We start from the raw sequence: 17,243 nt of genomic DNA, 5'->3' as shown, positions 1-17,243 counted from the left end.
AGTGGCTGGATTCTTTTCCAAGCTCATGGGCAAGGCCGGTTCCGAGGCTACTGTCTCGGAGCCGGCTCAGCCGGAGAACCCGTTTGATATCGATTACGGTCCCGGCGAGGATAAGGACTCGGTGATTTACCAGGTGAGCGGTATGCTCCTGGGCTACCCCGATGAGGAGACTCTGAAGGTTCTGCCTGAACTGGTGGAGATTACCGCTTCCACCCAGGATGAGGCTTTCATTGCTGCCGTTGATGCGGTTCAGCAGTGGCTGACTTCTAAGGACCTGGAGGATGTGCAGTCCGAGTACGTGCAGGAGTACGACCTTTCACGTCGTCATTCTCTGCATCTGTCCTACTGGACCGATGGTGATACCCGCCGCCGTGGTGAGACGCTCCTGCGTTTTAAGCAGATGTACCGCGACTCCGGTATGTTGACCGTTTTGAATGGTGAGCTTCCGGACTACCTGCCGCTGGTGCTGGAGTTCTGTGCGTTGGTGGATCGCCGTAAGGGACGTTCCGCTTTGCAGGCGTACCGTCCGTCCCTTGAGCTTCTTCGTCTGTCCATGAAGGACGGAAATCTGCCCCACTACGGGTTGTTGCAGAGCATCTGCGATACCCTTCCTGGCGTCTCTCCGCAGACTCAGGAGGAGGTCCAGAAGATGGCTGGCTACGGCCCTCCCGTCGAGACTGTTGGCCTGAATGGCTACGCTGATCATCAGCTGCTCCAGCAGGCTTCGGCTCGTTCTAACTAGTTTTATCCCTTGTGAGGAGACAACACGTGTACGTACTTGCTTCTGAGAACGCAGGACATGCTGCACAGGCTGTAGCCGATCCGGGTATTGTTGACATCCTGCTGTGGGGCGTTCTGCCCTATGTTGCACTGGTCATTCTGATTGGTGGCACCATTTGGCGTTACCGTACTGACCAGTTCGGATGGACTACCCGCTCGTCCCAGGTCTATGAATCGAAGCTGTTGCGCATCGCTTCGCCCCTGTTCCATTACGGTCTTGCGGCCGTTTTCCTTGGCCACGTTGGTGGTCTGCTGGTGCCTAAGGCATTCACCGACCTGGTCATTTCGGAGGACACTTACCACATTGTGGCGCTGGCTGGCGGTTCTGTTGCTGCGGTCGCAACCATTGTTGGTATGTTTGTTCTGATTGGTCGCCGTGTTTCGAACTCTCGTGTGCGTTCGGCTACCACTCGTAATGACGTTTTCATGTATGTCGTTTTGGTTCTGGTGATTCTCGCCGGTACTGCGGCTACTCTAATTTCGGCAGTGAACCCCTCGGGTGGTTTGCCTCCGGTGAATGGTCACGAGGTTCACTTCAACTACCGTGAGACCATTTCTGTGTGGTTCCGTTCGCTGTTCTACTTCCACCCTGAGGTGGCTCTGATGGTGAATATTCCTGTGGCTTTCAAGATTCACATCGTGGTGGCTATGGTTCTGTTCATCATTTGGCCGTTTACCCGCCTGGTGCATGCACTGACTGTGCCTCTGCACTACCTCTTCCGCCCCTACACCGTGTACCGCTCTCGTGGCGGCCAGCGTGTTGGTGCACGTCGAGGTTGGGATCCGGTTGGTACTCTCCCGCGTGAGCGCGCCGACCGCTAATACACATATCCATATTGCAAAAGAGGAAATATGAGCACCCCTGCTGCACCGAGCTACGACCTGAAGAATGGTCAGCTCCGTAACGTTCTGCTTGCAACCTTCGCCTCGACCATTGGTTTCTGGGCGTGGACCGTTGTTGGCCCGCTGGCCAAGATGTACGCAAAGCAGATGCACCTGGACGCTGGTATGACCAGCCTTCTGGTTGCTATGCCGATTTTCATCGGCGCTATCGGCCGTATTCCCGTTGGTGGTCTGACTGACCGCTACGGTGGTCGTATTATGTTCACCGCTGTTCTGGCGATTAGCGCACCCCTGGTCTTCCTGGTTGGTGTTGCTGGTCAGATGAACTCGCTGCCCATGCTGCTTGTTGTGGCGTTCTTCCTGGGTATTGCGGGTACCGTGTTCGCTGTGGGTATTCCCTTCAGTTCCGCATGGTATGACGCTTCCAAGAAGGGTTTTGCGACCGGTGTGTTCGGTGCCGGCATGGTGGGTACTGCAATTTCTGCATTCGCTACCCCCCGCCTGGTGCAGGGTATTGGTTACTTCCAGACTCACGTTCTGATTGCTGTTATCTGTGCTGTAACCGCTGCTATCTCTTTCTTCTTCTTGAAGGATTCCCCGGCAACCATCGGCCGTGAGGTTACTCCGCTGATGCCGAAGATTGTTCAGGCATTCAAGGTGAAGACCACTTGGCAGCTGTGCTTCCTCTACGCTGTTGTGTTCGGTGCGTTCGTGGCATTCTCGAACTACCTGCCTACTTACCTGAGCAACATCTACAACTTCAACGCTAACGACGCTGGTATGCGTGCGGCTGGCTTTGCGGTTGCTGCTGTGATTGCTCGTCCCTTCGGTGGTGTGCTGGCTGATAAGTTCGGTCCGAAGATTATCACCCTCATCTCCCTGGGTGGTGTGGTGATCCTGGCAGTTATTACCGCGTTCCAGCCTGATGCTGAGCACGTGTATGGTGCTGTTTTCATCCTGATGGCTGCTCTTCTGGGTCTGGGCCACGGCTCGGTCTTCGGCTGGGTGGCTCGTGCGGCTGATCCGAAGAACGTTGGTGCGGTGTCCGGTGTGGTTGCTGCTGCTGGCGCTCTGGGTGGTTTCTTCCCGCCGCTGGTGATGGGTGCAACCTACAACCAGGCTGAGAACAACTACTTCATCGGTCTGATGCTGCTGGCTGTGACTGCGGCTCTGGCTTTCCTGTCGGCATTCCTGGTGCCGCACGGTGGCAAGCCCAACCACGCTAAGTAGGTTCTTCTAGTACATCCTTCTGCAGGATGTATGCGAAGTTTGCTTTGACTCAGTCCGGCTCGTTTTCTCTTCGGAGGGAACGAGCCGGACTTTGTGCTTTTTTGCTGTTTTGTCGTCTGACAGGGGTGGGCTTTGGCGGGGCAGAAGAGTTTGATGTTTGGGCATGTCGAATGTTGGTAAAGCTAGCGAAACTTTGTGGAGATGTGGGACACTTTAAAGTGTTCGACTCGTCGCAATAGCGCGACGTGACCCCTCTACGGTTTGCGCCGACCAATAGGAGAATCCTATGTCCTTTATTGATCGTCATCTCGGCCCCCGTTCCGCAGACGCAGAGCAGATGCTCGAAACCCTGGGATACTCTTCCCTGGATGCGCTGATGGACGCTGTCGTCCCCTCCCAGATTCGCCTTGACGGCGAATTGCAGTTGCCTGCTCCGCTGTCGGAGCATGAGGCTCAGGCAAAGATCGCCGGCTATGCTGCGAAGAATAAGGTTCTCGCCCAGATGATTGGTGCCGGATACTACGATGCAGTAACTCCCGCAGTTCTGCGCCGTAACATTCTGGAAAACCCCGGTTTCTACACTTCTTACACCCCGTACCAGGCTGAGATTTCTCAGGGTCGTCTGGAGGCTCTGCTGAACTTCCAGAACACCGTGATGGAGCTGACCGGCCTGGAGATTGCAAACTCCTCCCTGCTGGATGAGGCGTCAGCAGTGGCTGAAGCAGCTGTCATGATGTACCGTGCAAACCGCAAGGTGAAGAACGGCTTCTTTGCTATTGACTCCCGTTGCCTGCCTCAGGTTATTTCGGTGACTCGCGGCCGTGCAGAGATGCTCGGCATTCCCTTCGTCATTACTGATTTCTCTGAGGGTCTGCCCGAGGGTGACCTGTACGGTATCGTCCTGGCGTACCCCGGCAATGAAGGCGATATCCGCGATATTGAGCCGCTGATTAAGGCCGCTAAGGAGCGTAACGCCCTGGTCACTGTGGTCGCTGACCTGCTGGCTCTGACCCTGCTGAAGTCCCCGGGTGAGCTGGGCGCTGATATCGCTGTGGGTAACACTCAGCGTTTCGGTCTGCCCTTCTTCTTCGGTGGCCCCCATGCTGCGTACATGGCTGTTCACAAGGGTATGGAGCGTACCATGCCTGGCCGTCTGGTGGGTGTTTCTAAGGACTCTGCCGGTAAGCCTGCGTACCGTCTGGCTCTGCAGACTCGTGAGCAGCACATCCGCCGTGAGAAGGCTACTTCCAATATTTGTACTGCTCAGGCTCTGCTGGCGATTGTTGCTGGCGCTTACGCGATGTACCACGGTCCTGAGGGCCTGCGCGCTATCGCGAACCGCCTGCACACCAACGCCGCTCGTGTTGCTACCGCGCTGAAGGCTGCGGGTTACGGTATCGCTCACGATACTTTCTTCGACACCGTTGTGGTGGAGGCTGCTGGCCGTGCCGACGAGCTGGTTGCGAAGGCTCTGGACGCTGGCGTGAACATCCGCCGCTTCGACGAGAACCGTGTTGGTATTTCCGTGGGCGAGTCTCACGGTGAGGAACTGCTCAAGGGTCTGGTCGAGGCTCTGGGCGGCACCCTGGGCGAGGCAGATGCACAGTACGATCTGCCCGCTGAGCTGCTGCGTACCGATGACTACATGCAGCACCCGATTTTCCACAAGTACCGTTCCGAGACCGAGATGATGCGCTACCTGCGTCACCTCGCTGACAAGGATCTGGCACTTGACCGCACCATGATTCCGCTGGGTTCGTGCACTATGAAGCTGAACGCGGCCGCTGAGATGGAGCCCATCTCCTGGCCTGAGTTCGCGAACATTCACCCGCTGGTCCCGGAGGATCAGGCTGAGGGCTGGCACGAGCTGATTAAGGACCTGACTGAGTGGCTGGTTGCTATTACCGGTTACGATGCTGTGTCCCTGCAGCCGAACTCGGGTGCAACCGGTGAGTACGCTGGTCTGCGCGCTATCCGTTCCTTCCACGAGGCTAACGGTGACCACGAGCGCGATACCGTCCTGATTCCGCTGTCTGCTCACGGCACCAACGCGGCATCTGCTGCTCTGGCTGGTCTGAAGGTTGCCGGTGTGGCAACTGCGGCTGACGGCTCGATTGATGTTGATGACCTGAAGGTCAAGATCGAGAAGTACGGTCCCAAGGTTGCCGGCATCATGATTACCTACCCCTCCACCCACGGTGTGTTTGAGGAGCAGGTTGCTGAGGTTTGCCAGCTGGTTCACGAGGCTGGCGGCCAGGTGTACGTGGATGGCGCGAACCTGAACGCTCAGATGGGCTTCGCTCAGCCCGGTAAGTTCGGCGGCGACGTTTCGCACCTGAACCTGCACAAGACCTTCTCCATTCCTCACGGTGGTGGCGGCCCCGGTGTTGGCCCGCTGGCTGTTCGTGAGCACCTGGCGAAGTTCCTGCCCGGCGACGCATACCGCGCTGACTCTGAGGGTAAGCTCCCCAACGATGCTGCACTGCCGATTTCGCAGGCGTTCTTCGGTTCTGCCGGCGTTCTGCCGATCAGCTGGATGTACATTGCGATGACTGGTGCTCAGGGTCTGAAGGACTCTTCGCAGTACGCGGTTCTGAACGCTAACTACATTGCGAAGAAGCTCAACGACAAGTACCCGGTGCTGTACACCGGCCCCGGCGGTCTGGTCGCTCACGAGTGCATCCTGGACCTGCGTCAGCTGACCGATCAGTCTCACGTGACTGCTGAGGACGTCTGCAAGCGTCTGATGGACTTCGGCTTCCACGCTCCGACTCTGGCGTTCCCGGTTCCGGGCACCCTGATGGTTGAGCCGACTGAGTCTGAGTCGAAGGAAGAGCTGGACCGCTTCATTGAGGCAATGGAGACCATCTACGACGAGATTATCGAGGTGGCTGAGGGCAAGGTCGCTGTGGATGATTCGGTTCTGCGCAACGCACCGCACACCGTTGATGTGGTGAGCGCTGATGAGTGGGATCGCCCCTACAGCCGTACTCAGGCAGCTTTCCCTGTCCCGAGCCTGCGCGCTAACAAGTACTTCACCTCGGTGGGTCGTATTGATGGCGCTGGCGGTGACCGTAACTTCGTGTGCGAATGCCCCCCGATGGAGGCTTTCGACCTGGAAGCATAAGGAGCCTGTAACGCTCCTGGGTAGGCTGTAGCGGTCTACCTGCCTCACCCGTCCTCAGGTTTCTGGGGGCGGGTGGGGGTCGCCTCCGCAGCGTATCTCGTGTCTGTGGGGGTGAACTAAATCTACGACGATTGAACGATAACAGCACAAGGCTGTGCGTGAGGAGAATCTAATGTCCCCCAAGAAGACCTCTCTGTACTCTGTCCACGAGAAGCTTGGCGCTTCTTTCACCGACTTCGGCGGCTGGGATATGCCCCTGAAGTACGCTAATGACGTTGCTGAGCATGAGGCTGTCCGTACTCGTGCCGGTATTTTCGACCTGTCCCACATGGGTGAGTTCCGTGTGACCGGTCCGGATGCGGGTGCGTTCCTGGATTACGCTCTGGTGTCGAACATGTCCATCCTGAAGGTCGGTAAGGCAAAGTACTCGATCCTGGTCAACGACAAGGGCGGCGTGATTGACGACCTGATTACTTACCGTCTGGGCGATGAGGAGTTCATGGTCGTTCCGAACGCTTCGAACATTGACACTGACTTCGCTGCGATGAGCGAGCGCCTGGGCGATTTCAACGTTGAGTTCGTGAACGAGTCGGATCAGACTTCCCTGGTGGCTGTTCAGGGTCCTCGTGCTGAGGAGATTCTGCTGGCCGCTGGTGTTTCTGATGAGGAGGCTGTCCGCGAGCTGAAGTACTACGCTTCGGTGCCGCTGACTGTTGCCGGTGTTGATGTTCTGCTGGCTCGTACCGGTTACACCGGTGAGGACGGCTTCGAGCTGTTCGTTCCGAATGAGAACGCTGTTGAGCTGTGGGATAAGCTGGCTGCTGCTGGTGAGCCTTTCGGTATGATTCCTGCCGGCCTGGCTTCTCGTGACTCCCTGCGTCTTGAGGCTGGTATGCCGCTGTACGGTCATGAGCTGGGTCTTGAGATTACTCCGTTTGAGTCCGGTCTGGGCCGTCTGGTCGAGATTGCTCTGGAGAAGAAGGCGGCTGACTTCGTTGGTCGTGAGGCTCTGACTGAGCTGGCTAAGAGCGAGTCGAAGCGCATCCTGGTTGGTTTGAAGGCTCAGGCGAAGCGTCCTGCTCGTGCCGGTTCTAAGCTGGTGGATGCTGAGGGCAATGAGATTGGTGAGGTTACCTCCGGTATTCCTTCCCCGACTCTGGGCTTCCCGATTGCTATGGCGCTGGTGAACCGTGAATTCTCTGAGGTTGGTTCTACTGTGGATGTTGATATCCGCGGTAAGCGTGCTCCGTTTGATGTTGTGGCTCTGCCGTTCTACAAGCGTGAGAAGTAAGAGTTTTTCTGCAGGTAATCTGTAGGGTAGAGGCGTCGTGTCCTGTGTGGGCACGGCGCCTTTTCTGCGCCGTGAGGTGGGCATTGAACGGTGGGGGAGAGCGCGAGGTGTTCTGAGCCTTAGTTTGTGCTGGTTCTGAAGTGCGTTAGGATTAGAGCGGCCAGTCAAGGGTGATTGTCCGCACTTATAGACCGCAGATTGATGTGTGGTTCCTCCGTTGAGGGGCGCGTATCTTTTGGTGCGGTGCACAGACATTTTTATTTGAAGGACAGAACGTGGCTATTAACCAGAGCGCGCCCAGTAGCGTGCAGAAGAAGGCAGAGGCTCTGCCGTATGACATCAGTGTTTTTGAGATGTTCAGCATTGGCGTGGGTCCTTCGAGCTCGCATACGGTCGGTCCGATGCGTGCTTCGAATCGTTTTGTGGCGGAGCTGATTGATGAGGGCCTGCTGAATCGTGTGACGGGTGTGCACGTGGATCTTTATGGTTCGTTGGCGGCTACGGGTGCCGGTCACGGCACGATGAGCGCGGCGTTGAAGGGTCTGTGCGGTTTTGTGCCTGAGACGATCAATATTGCTGATTCTGAGGCGATGATTGAGCGCAATAGCGTGGATGGTACTTTGCCGCTTGCTGGTTATCCGTCCTCTGCGTACGGTGTGACTGCGCCCGGTGGTGAGGAGCAGAAGGTGTACGGCCCGGTGGTGAATTACCGTGAGCTGGATATGACTCTGCGTCCATTGACGGTTCTTCCGCGCCATACGAACGGTATGAAGATTGCGGCGTTTGCGGGTGAGCAGCTGCTGTTGGAGCGCACTTACTATTCGATTGGTGGTGGATTCATTGTTGAGGGTGATGAGGAGGCGACCGGCGGTGCGTCACTGATGAACCCTCCGTATCCGTTTGGTTCGGCTACTGAGCTGCTGGAGATGGCGAATGAGTCTGGTCTGTCGATTGCGCAGTTGAAGATGACGAATGAATGTTCTCTGCGTTCGGAGCAGGAGGTCCGTGATGGCATCTTGCATATCTACCGTGTGATGAAGGAGTGCATTGGCTCTTCTCTGGCGCGTGTGGGTTATTTGCCGGGGCCTCTGAAGGTGCGTTGCCGTGCGGGTGCGTGGCATCGTGATTTGATGGTGGAGGATCCTTCGAAGTCTCCTGAGTTCGCTATTGACTGGGTGAACCTGATTGCTTTGGCGGTCAATGAGGAGAACGCTTTTGGTGGTCGTGTGGTGACTGCTCCGACGAATGGTGCTGCGGGTATTATTCCTGCGGTGCTGCATTACGCGATGAATTACACGCAGGGTATCCGCCATTGCGGTCAGGCTGCTCGTGATCAGGCGGTTGTTGATTTCTTCTTGGCGTCTGCTGCTGTGGGTGTGCTGTATAAGAAGCGCGCGTCGATTTCTGGTGCTGAGGTGGGTTGCCAGGGTGAGGTGGGCAGTGCCTCCTCGATGGCTGCTGCTGGTTTGGCGCAGGTGATGGGTGGTACTCCCGAGCAGGTCGAGAATGCGGCTGAGATTGCGATGGAACACAACCTGGGTCTGACGTGTGACCCGGTGGGTGGTTTGGTGCAGATTCCGTGTATTGAGCGTAATGCGATGGCTGCGTCGAATGCTGTGACGGCGGCTCGTATGGCGTTGCGTGGTGATGGTACGCACCGTGTGTCGTTGGATCAGGTGATTGAGACGATGCGTCAGACCGGTTTGGATATGTCTCACCGTTATAAGGAGACGTCCATGGGTGGTTTGGCTGTGAATGTGGTGGAATGCTAGGTGCACGCTGCGGCAGGTTTGCACTCCTGATGAGGGTGTGGTAGACAGAAGGGCTTTCTTCCTGTATCGTTAGTATTTACGCTTTCCCTAACCTTTGTGCCTTCATATAGCGGTGGGCACGGGCTGAAGGTGACGTTTTTCCGTCCGACTCTATAGCTTCGAGCACCGTTTTATTCGGGGGCTGAGGTTGTCGTGTCGCCGGTAATGTCGCCGGGAGGCTGATTGCTAACAGACATGTCTGTGGAAGGATCCCCATTTTGGTCGCTTCGAGCACCTCTAACCATGACGCCGCTAACGGCGCAGAGAACGTCTCGCGCCGAATTTCATTCGCGAAGATTAACGAACCGCTGAAGGTTCCCAACCTGCTTGCTATCCAGACCGATAGCTTCGACCGCCTCGTTGGTAACGAGCGCTGGGCGGAGCGTCTGGAGAAGGCGCAGGCTGCTGGTGACACTTCTGTCCCCGCTCAGTCCGGTCTGGCTGAGATTTTTGAAGAAATCTCCCCGATTCGTGACTTCCAGGAGACTATGCAGCTCTCCTTCTCTGAGCCTGAGTTTGCTGACCCCAAGTACTCTGTTGAGGAGTGCAAGGACCGTGACGCAACCTACTCGGCTCCGCTGTACATTAAGGCTGAATTCATGAACCTCGCTACCGGCGAGGTCAAGCAGCAGACCCTGTTCATGGGTGACTTCCCCCTGATGACCGAGGCCGGTACCTTCGTTATTAACGGTACTGAGCGTGTGGTCGTTTCTCAGCTGGTGCGTTCCCCCGGTGCTTACTTCGAGAAGGCTCCGGACCGTACCTCCGATAAGGACATTTACTCTGCCCGCGTGATTCCTTCCCGCGGTGCATGGTTCGAGCTTGAGATTGATAAGCGCGACCAGGTTGGCGTGCGTCTGGACCGCAAGCGTAAGCAGTCCGTGACTGTTCTGCTGAAGGCTCTGGGCTGGACCGAGTCCAAGATCCTGGCTGAGTTCGGTCAGTACGACTCCATCCGCGCAACCCTGGAGAAGGACTCCGTCAAGGACCGCGACGAGGCTCTGCTGGACATCTACCGCAAGCTGCGTCCGGGTGAACCCCCGACGGTTGAAGCTGCCCAGGCTCTGCTGGACAACATGTACTTCACCCCGCGTCGCTACGACCTGGCGAAGGTTGGCCGTTACAAGCTGAACCGTAAGCTCGGTGTGGACGTTCCCATGGATTCTCCCGAGGCTTCCGTTCTGAGCCAGGACGACATCGCTCAGATGATTCGTTACCTCTGCGCTCTGCACGCAGGCGAGACCAGCATCCCCGGCGTCCGTGACGGCGAGGAGATCTCCCTCAAGATTGATATCGACGACATCGACCACTTCGGTAACCGTCGTATCCGCACCGTGGGCGAGCTGATTGAGAACCAGATCCGTACCGGTCTGTCCCGTATGGAGCGCGTGGTTCGCGAGCGCATGACCACCCAGGACGTGGACGCTATCACCCCGCAGTCCCTGGTGAACATCCGCCCCGTCGTGGCGGCTATCAAGGAGTTTTTCGGTACTTCTCAGCTGTCGCAGTTCATGGACCAGAACAACCCGCTGGCAGGTCTGACCCACAAGCGTCGTCTGTCCGCACTGGGCCCGGGCGGTCTGTCCCGTGACCGTGCAGGCATGGAAGTTCGAGACGTCCACCCCTCGCACTACGGTCGTATGTGCCCCATTGAAACCCCTGAAGGCCCGAACATTGGTCTGATTGGTTCGCTGGCAACCTACGGTCGCATCAACTCCTTCGGTTTCATTGAGACCCCCTACCGCGTGGTGACTGATGGCCGCGTGACCGATGAGGTCCGCTACCTGACTGCTGACGACGAGAAGTCTGTTGTTATCGCACAGGCAAACGCACCGCTGAACGCTGACCGCACCTTCGCTGAGAACGAGGTTCTCTGCCGTGCGGGCGATGGTTCTGGCGAAGCTGTTCTGGTTGCTCCCGGCGCCGTTCAGTACATGGACGTCTCCCCGCGCCAGATGGTGTCTGTTGCTACCGCTCTGATTCCTTACCTGGAGCACGACGACGCTAACCGAGCACTGATGGGTGCTAACATGCAGCGTCAGGCTGTGCCCCTGCTGGAGTCTGAGGCTCCCGTGGTTGGTACCGGTATGGAGAAGTACGCAGCACTGGACTCCGGTGACTCCGTGCTCGCGAAGAAGCCCGGTGTGGTTTCCTCCGTGGACGCTAAGACCGTTATCGTCCGTAACGACGACGGCTCTGTCTCCACCTACCCGATCATGAAGTTCTCCCGCTCGAACCCGGGTAACTGCTACAACCAGCGCGTTGTGGTGAAGGAAGGCCAGCGCGTCGAGTACCGCGACGTTATTGCTGATGGCCCCTCCACCGACGGTGGCGAGCTGGCACTGGGTAAGAACCTGCTCGTGGCATACATGCCGTGGGAAGGCCTGAACTACGAGGATGCAATCATCCTCTCCCAGCGCATGGTTTCTGAGGACGTGCTGACCTCGATTCACATTGAGGAGCACGAGATTGACGCCCGCGACACCAAGCTGGGCCCCGAGGAGATTACCCGCGACATTCCGAACGTGTCCGAGGATGTTCTCTCGGCTCTGGACGAGCGCGGCATCATCCACATCGGTGCTGAGGTTGAGGCTGGCGACATCCTCGTCGGTAAGGTCACCCCCAAGGGCGAGACCGAGCTGACCCCCGAGGAGCGCCTGCTGCGCGCAATCTTCGGCGAGAAGTCTCGCGAGGTTCGCGACACCTCCCTGAAGGTTCCTCACGGCGAGTCCGGTACCGTCATCGGTATCCGTATCTTCGACCGCGAGAACAACGATGAGGACGATCTGCCCCCGGGCGTGAACCAGCTGGTCCGCGTGTACGTGGCTCAGAAGCGTAAGATTACCGACGGCGACAAGCTTGCAGGCCGCCACGGTAACAAGGGTGTTATTTCCAAGATCCTGCCGATCGAGGATATGCCCTTCCTGGAAGACGGTACCCCCGTGGACGTCATCCTGAACCCGCTGGGCGTGCCCGGTCGTATGAACATTGGTCAGGTTCTGGAAGTCCACACCGGTTGGCTGGCTAAGCAGGGTTGGAAGATTGAGGGCGAGCCCGAGTGGCTTAAGCACATGCCGAACTTCCCGAAGGAATCCGGCCCGACCCGCCTCGCAACCCCGGTGTTCGACGGTGCCCACGAGGACGAACTGTTCGACCTTATGGACCACTCGAACCCGAACCGCGATGGTGACCGTCTGATCAACCGTTCCGGTAAGGCACGTCTGATTGACGGCCGTTCCGGTGAGCCGTTCCCGGACCCGATTTCGGTTGGTTACCAGTACATCCTGAAGCTGCACCACCTGGTGGATGACAAGATTCACGCTCGTTCCACCGGTCCGTACTCGATGATTACCCAGCAGCCTCTGGGTGGTAAAGCGCAGTTCGGTGGTCAGCGCTTCGGTGAGATGGAAGTGTGGGCGCTGGAAGCATACGGCGCTGCATACACCCTGCAGGAAATCCTGACCGTCAAGTCCGATGACGTGGCGGGCCGTGTGAAGGTTTACGAGGCTATCGTGAAGGGCGAGAACATCCCTGAGCCGGGTATCCCCGAATCCTTCAAGGTTCTTATCAAGGAAATGCAGTCTCTGTGCCTGAACGTCGAGGTGCTCTCCACCGACGGCAAGATTATTGAGATGAGCGACTCGGAGGAAGAAGGCTTCCGGGCAGCAGAAGATATGGGCGTGAGCCTGACCCACGACGAGCCTAGCTCCGTCGACGAGGCATAAGCACCGCCTCCTTCTAGGGTGGGGAGCCCCGCATGCGCTCGCGTGCGTTGTGGGGTTCCCGCCCGCTAACCCAAGTCTTCAGAAACTTACAGAAAGAGATTAGGACCGATATGTCCAACGAATCTTCGCTTGGTTTGATGCGAATTGGCCTCGCCACCGCCGACGACATCCGTCGTTGGTCTTTTGGTGAGGTTAAGAAGCCCGAGACCATCAACTACCGTACCCTGAAGCCCGAGAAGGACGGCCTCTTCGACGAGCGTATCTTCGGCCCCACCAAGGACTGGGAGTGCTACTGCGGTAAGTACAAGCGCGTGCGCTTCAAGGGCATTGTGTGTGAGCGCTGTGGTGTTGAGGTGACCCGCTCTAAGGTACGTCGTGAGCGTATGGGTCACATTGAGCTGGCTGCTCCTGTTACCCACATTTGGTACTTCAAGGGTGTTCCTTCCCGCCTGGGTTACCTGCTGGATCTGGCTCCGAAGGACCTGGAGAAGGTCATTTACTTCGCTGCGTACATGATCACTAAGGTTGACGAGGAGGCTCGTCACGAGGATCTGCCGATGCTGCAGGCTGCTCACGATCGTGAGAAGCAGGAGCTTGAGGCTGCTCTGAACGCTGACGTGAACGCTATCAGCCGTGAGGTTGAGGCGGAGCTGGCTCGTATTGAGGCTGAGGGCGGCAAGGCTGCTGAGAAGCGTAAGCTGCGCGATAACGCTGAGCGTCAGCTCGCGTCGGTGCGTAAGCGCTACGAGCGTGAGGCTGAGCACCTGGATCGTGTGTGGGATCGCTTCAAGAACCTGAAGGTCGCTGACCTTGAGGGTGATGAGGCTCTGTACCGTTCCATGATTGATAAGTACGGCCTGTACTTTGAGGGCGCTATGGGCGCAGAGGCTATTAAGAAGCGTCTGGAGTCCTTCGACCTGGAGGCTGAGGCTGAGGCTCTCAAGGAGATTATTCAGACCGGTAAGGGGCAGAAGAAGACCCGCGCTCTGAAGCGTCTGAAGGTTGTTAACGCCTTCCTGACCACTAACAACTCTCCGCTGGGTATGGTCCTGGATGTTGTTCCGGTTATTCCGCCGGAACTGCGCCCGATGGTTCAGCTGGACGGTGGCCGTTTCGCGACCTCCGACCTGAACGACCTGTACCGTCGTGTGATTAACCGTAACAACCGTTTGAAGCGTCTGCTGGAGCTGGGTGCTCCCGAGATTATCGTGAACAACGAGAAGCGTATGCTGCAGGAAGCTGTGGACTCGCTGTTCGATAACGGTCGTCGCGGTCGCCCGGTGACCGGCCCCGGTAACCGCCCCCTGAAGTCTCTGTCTGACATGCTGAAGGGTAAGCAGGGCCGTTTCCGTCAGAACCTGCTCGGTAAGCGTGTTGACTACTCGGGTCGTTCCGTGATTGTGGTTGGTCCTCAGCTGCAGATGCACCAGTGTGGTCTGCCCAAGCAGATGGCGCTGGAGCTGTTCAAGCCCTTCGTCATGAAGCGTCTGGTGGAGCTGAGCCACGCTCAGAACATTAAGAGCGCTAAGCGTATGGTTGAGCGTTTCCGCCCGCAGGTTTGGGACGTTCTGGAAGAGGTTATTGCTGAGCACCCGGTTCTGCTGAACCGTGCACCTACCCTGCACCGCCTCGGTATTCAGGCGTTTGAGCCGAAACTGGTTGAGGGTAAGGCTATTCAGCTACACCCGCTGGTTTGCTCCGCGTTCAACGCTGACTTCGACGGTGACCAGATGGCAGTTCACCTGCCGCTGTCTCCCGAGGCTCAGGCTGAGGCTCGTATCCTCATGCTGTCCTCGAACAACATCCTGAAGCCGTCGGATGGCCGCCCTGTGGCTGTTCCTTCGCAGGATATGATCATTGGTCTGTACCACCTGACTACTCCTCGCGAGGGTCAGAAGAACGAGGGTCACGCATTCTCTTCGGTGTCTGAGGCTCTGATGGCGATGGATCGTCACGAGATTGAGCTGTACACCAAGGTGAAGATTCGCCTTGAAGGTGACCAGTTTGTTGCTCCTGAGGGCTGGGAAGCTCCTGAGGGTTACAAGGCTGGTGACCCCGTGCTGCTGGACTGCACCGTTGGTCAGGTTCTGTTCAACCAGGCTCTGCCGAAGGATTACCCCTGGTTCTCCGGTGTGGCAGATAAGAAGGGCCTGGGTAGCCTGATTAACGATCTGGCTGAGCGTTACCCGATGGATGTTGTGGCTCGTGCTCTGGACAACCTGAAGAACTCCGGTTTCTACTGGGCTTCTCGTTCAGGCGTGACCGTGGCTGTTTCCGATATTGCTACTCCCGCTGAGAAGCCGGCAATTATGGAGCGCTACGAGAAGCAGGCTGCTGCAATTCAGGATGACTTCGAGATCGGTACCATCGATGACGAAGAGCGTCGTCAGGAGCTGATTAAGGTTTGGACCGAGGCTACCGACGTGGTTGCAGAGGCTATGCGTGAGAACTTGAGCTCTCACGGTGGTCTGAACACCATTTACCGTATGGTGACCTCCGGTGCACGTGGTAACTGGATGCAGGTCCGTCAGATTGCGGGTATCCGTGGTCTGGTGTCGAACCCGAAGGGTGAGATTATGCCTCGCCCGATTAAGTCCTCGTACCGTGAGGGCCTGTCGGTTCTGGAGTACTTCATCGCGACCCACGGTGCACGTAAGGGTCTGGCTGATACCGCGCTGCGTACCGCTAACTCGGGTTACCTGACTCGTCGTCTGGTGGACGTTTCGCAGGACGTTATCGTTCGCGAGCACGACTGTGGCACTCGCCGCGGTCTGGTTCTGCCTCTGATTGATGAGGATGGCGGTCTGCACCAGGATGTTGAGACTTCGATTCACGGTCGTACCCTTGCGGTTGACGTGAAGGACGAGGCTGGCAACGTTCTGGCTGCTGCTGGTTCCGATGTCTCTGATGAGCTCATTGAGAAGCTCTTCAAGGCAGGCGTGAAGGATGTTCGCGTCCGTTCGGTTCTGACCTGTGAGTCCGCTATTGGTGTGTGTGCACTGTGCTACGGTCGTTCGATGGCTTCGAACGTGCTGGTGGACATTGGTGAGGCTGTTGGTATTATTGCGGCTCAGTCGATTGGTGAGCCCGGTACCCAGCTGACCATGCGTACCTTCCACACCGGTGGTGTGGCTTCGGCTGACGATATTACTCAGGGTCTGCCCCGTATTCAGGAGCTGTTCGAGGCTCGTACCCCCAAGGGTGTTGCCCCGATTTCTGAGGTGTCTGGTCGCGTGACCATTGAGGATACCGAGAAGTCCTACAAGATTGTGGTGACCCCGGACGATGGTTCCGAGCCCCAGTCCTACACTGTTCTGCGTCGTGCGGCTTCTAAGCTGCAGAACGGCGATCACGTTCAGGTTGGCGATCAGCTGGCTACCGGTTCTGTTGATCCGAAGGAGGTTCTGCGTATTCGTGGTCCTCGTGAGGCTCAGAAGCACCTGGTGAGCGAGGTTCAGGGCGTGTACAAGTCGCAGGGTGTGGAAATCCACGACAAGCACGTTGAGGTTATTGTTCGCCAGATGCTGCGTCGCGTGACCGTGATTGAGTCCGGTGATACCGATCTGCTGCCTGGTGAGCTGGTTGATAACATTGCTTTCCAGACTGCTAACCGTAAGGCACTGGTTGAGGGCAAGAAGCCCGCAGCTGGTCGTCCGGAAATGATGGGTATTACCAAGGCTTCGCTGGCTACCGAGTCCTGGCTGTCGGCGGCCTCCTTCCAGGAGACCACCCGCGTCCTGACTCAGGCTGCTATGGAGGCGAAGACTGACCCGCTGCTCGGCCTGAAGGAGAACGTGATCATCGGTAAGCTGGTTCCCGCCGGTACCGGTCTGGCACGTTACAACGATATTGAGGTTGAGCCCAGCGCCCAGGCTACTGCTGAGCGTATGCAGGCTCTGGACACTTTCGGTGGCTACCAGAGCGCGTTCCAGATGGATAACGAGGTGTACACTTACGGCAACGGCGGCTTTATGGCTGTTTCGCTGGATGAGTACGGTCGTGGTCTGGACTAAGGCTTCTGCCGTGAGGGGTAGGTTGGGGGTTTAGGCTCCCGGCCTGGTCCTTGATAAAGAACGCGGATACTCGAGTTTGTCTCGGGTATCCGCGTTTTTGTTTCATGAGGAGGTGGAGGTTTCTTTTAAGTGTGGCTTTAATATTCTTTACCCTTCAATGTGAGGTTGTAGATTTTATGCCTAGTGGGTGAATTTATTTATAAAAAAATCATTGGAGTGCATCATTTTTCATGATGAGAAAATTGCTTGACTGCGCAAGAAATTAGATGGCGGTCAAATATTCTAAATCTCCCTAGAAACCGCACTAGGACTGCAATATATAGAATATCCACTCGTTTTTCTTTGGGGTATATATGGAACAAATGTTCTTGATTTGAACAATGCTAATTCAACTGGAAAGCCTTTTGGCTAGGTTCTATTCTT

The 17,243-nt window shown here is 57.0% G+C and carries 8 protein-coding genes; all 8 read left to right on the top strand.

What is annotated here, in order from left to right:
* Position 1 precedes the first annotated feature (1 nt).
* The gene (gene narJ, locus HMPREF2942_RS05525) at positions 2-742 is read left to right on the top strand and encodes a nitrate reductase molybdenum cofactor assembly chaperone (protein ID WP_005504922.1); all 741 of its coding nucleotides are present in this window, start codon (positions 2-4) and stop codon (positions 740-742) included.
* Positions 743-768: 26 nt separating this feature from the next.
* A complete protein-coding gene (gene narI / locus HMPREF2942_RS05520) occupies positions 769-1,602 on the top strand; it encodes a respiratory nitrate reductase subunit gamma (protein WP_070642956.1) in 834 nt (277 codons plus the stop codon).
* A gap of 30 nt (positions 1,603-1,632) precedes the next feature.
* Positions 1,633-2,853 carry an MFS transporter gene (locus HMPREF2942_RS05515; protein ID WP_005504924.1) on the top strand — a complete coding sequence of 407 codons (1,221 nt, stop codon included), beginning with the start codon at positions 1,633-1,635 and terminating at the stop codon, positions 2,851-2,853.
* 286 nt (positions 2,854-3,139) lie between these two features.
* Positions 3,140-5,980 carry an aminomethyl-transferring glycine dehydrogenase gene (gcvP, locus tag HMPREF2942_RS05510; RefSeq protein WP_070633776.1) on the top strand — a complete coding sequence of 947 codons (2,841 nt, stop codon included), beginning with the start codon at positions 3,140-3,142 and terminating at the stop codon, positions 5,978-5,980.
* Between the two features lie 172 nt (positions 5,981-6,152).
* Entirely contained in the window at positions 6,153-7,271 is a 1,119-nt protein-coding gene (gcvT, locus tag HMPREF2942_RS05505; protein WP_049353778.1) for a glycine cleavage system aminomethyltransferase GcvT, read from the top strand.
* A 275-nt stretch (positions 7,272-7,546) separates the two neighbouring features.
* Positions 7,547-9,043, top strand: coding sequence for an L-serine ammonia-lyase (locus tag HMPREF2942_RS05500; RefSeq protein WP_053087935.1), 1,497 nt, complete (start codon positions 7,547-7,549; stop codon positions 9,041-9,043).
* 257 nt (positions 9,044-9,300) lie between these two features.
* Positions 9,301-12,807 (top strand): DNA-directed RNA polymerase subunit beta, encoded by a 3,507-nt coding sequence (gene rpoB / locus HMPREF2942_RS05495; RefSeq protein ID WP_005504932.1) that lies wholly within the window; start codon positions 9,301-9,303, stop codon positions 12,805-12,807.
* A 110-nt stretch (positions 12,808-12,917) separates the two neighbouring features.
* Positions 12,918-16,820, top strand: coding sequence for a DNA-directed RNA polymerase subunit beta' (locus HMPREF2942_RS05490; RefSeq protein ID WP_070688581.1), 3,903 nt, complete (start codon positions 12,918-12,920; stop codon positions 16,818-16,820).
* Positions 16,821-17,243 lie beyond the last annotated feature (423 nt).

It is taken from the genome of Rothia sp. HMSC071C12, assembly GCF_001813895.1.
GTDB classification, from domain to species: Bacteria; Actinomycetota; Actinomycetes; order Actinomycetales; family Micrococcaceae; genus Rothia; species Rothia mucilaginosa.
Note: the sequence above shows the minus strand (reverse complement) of the source record. Positions and strands in the feature narration are given on the sequence as shown.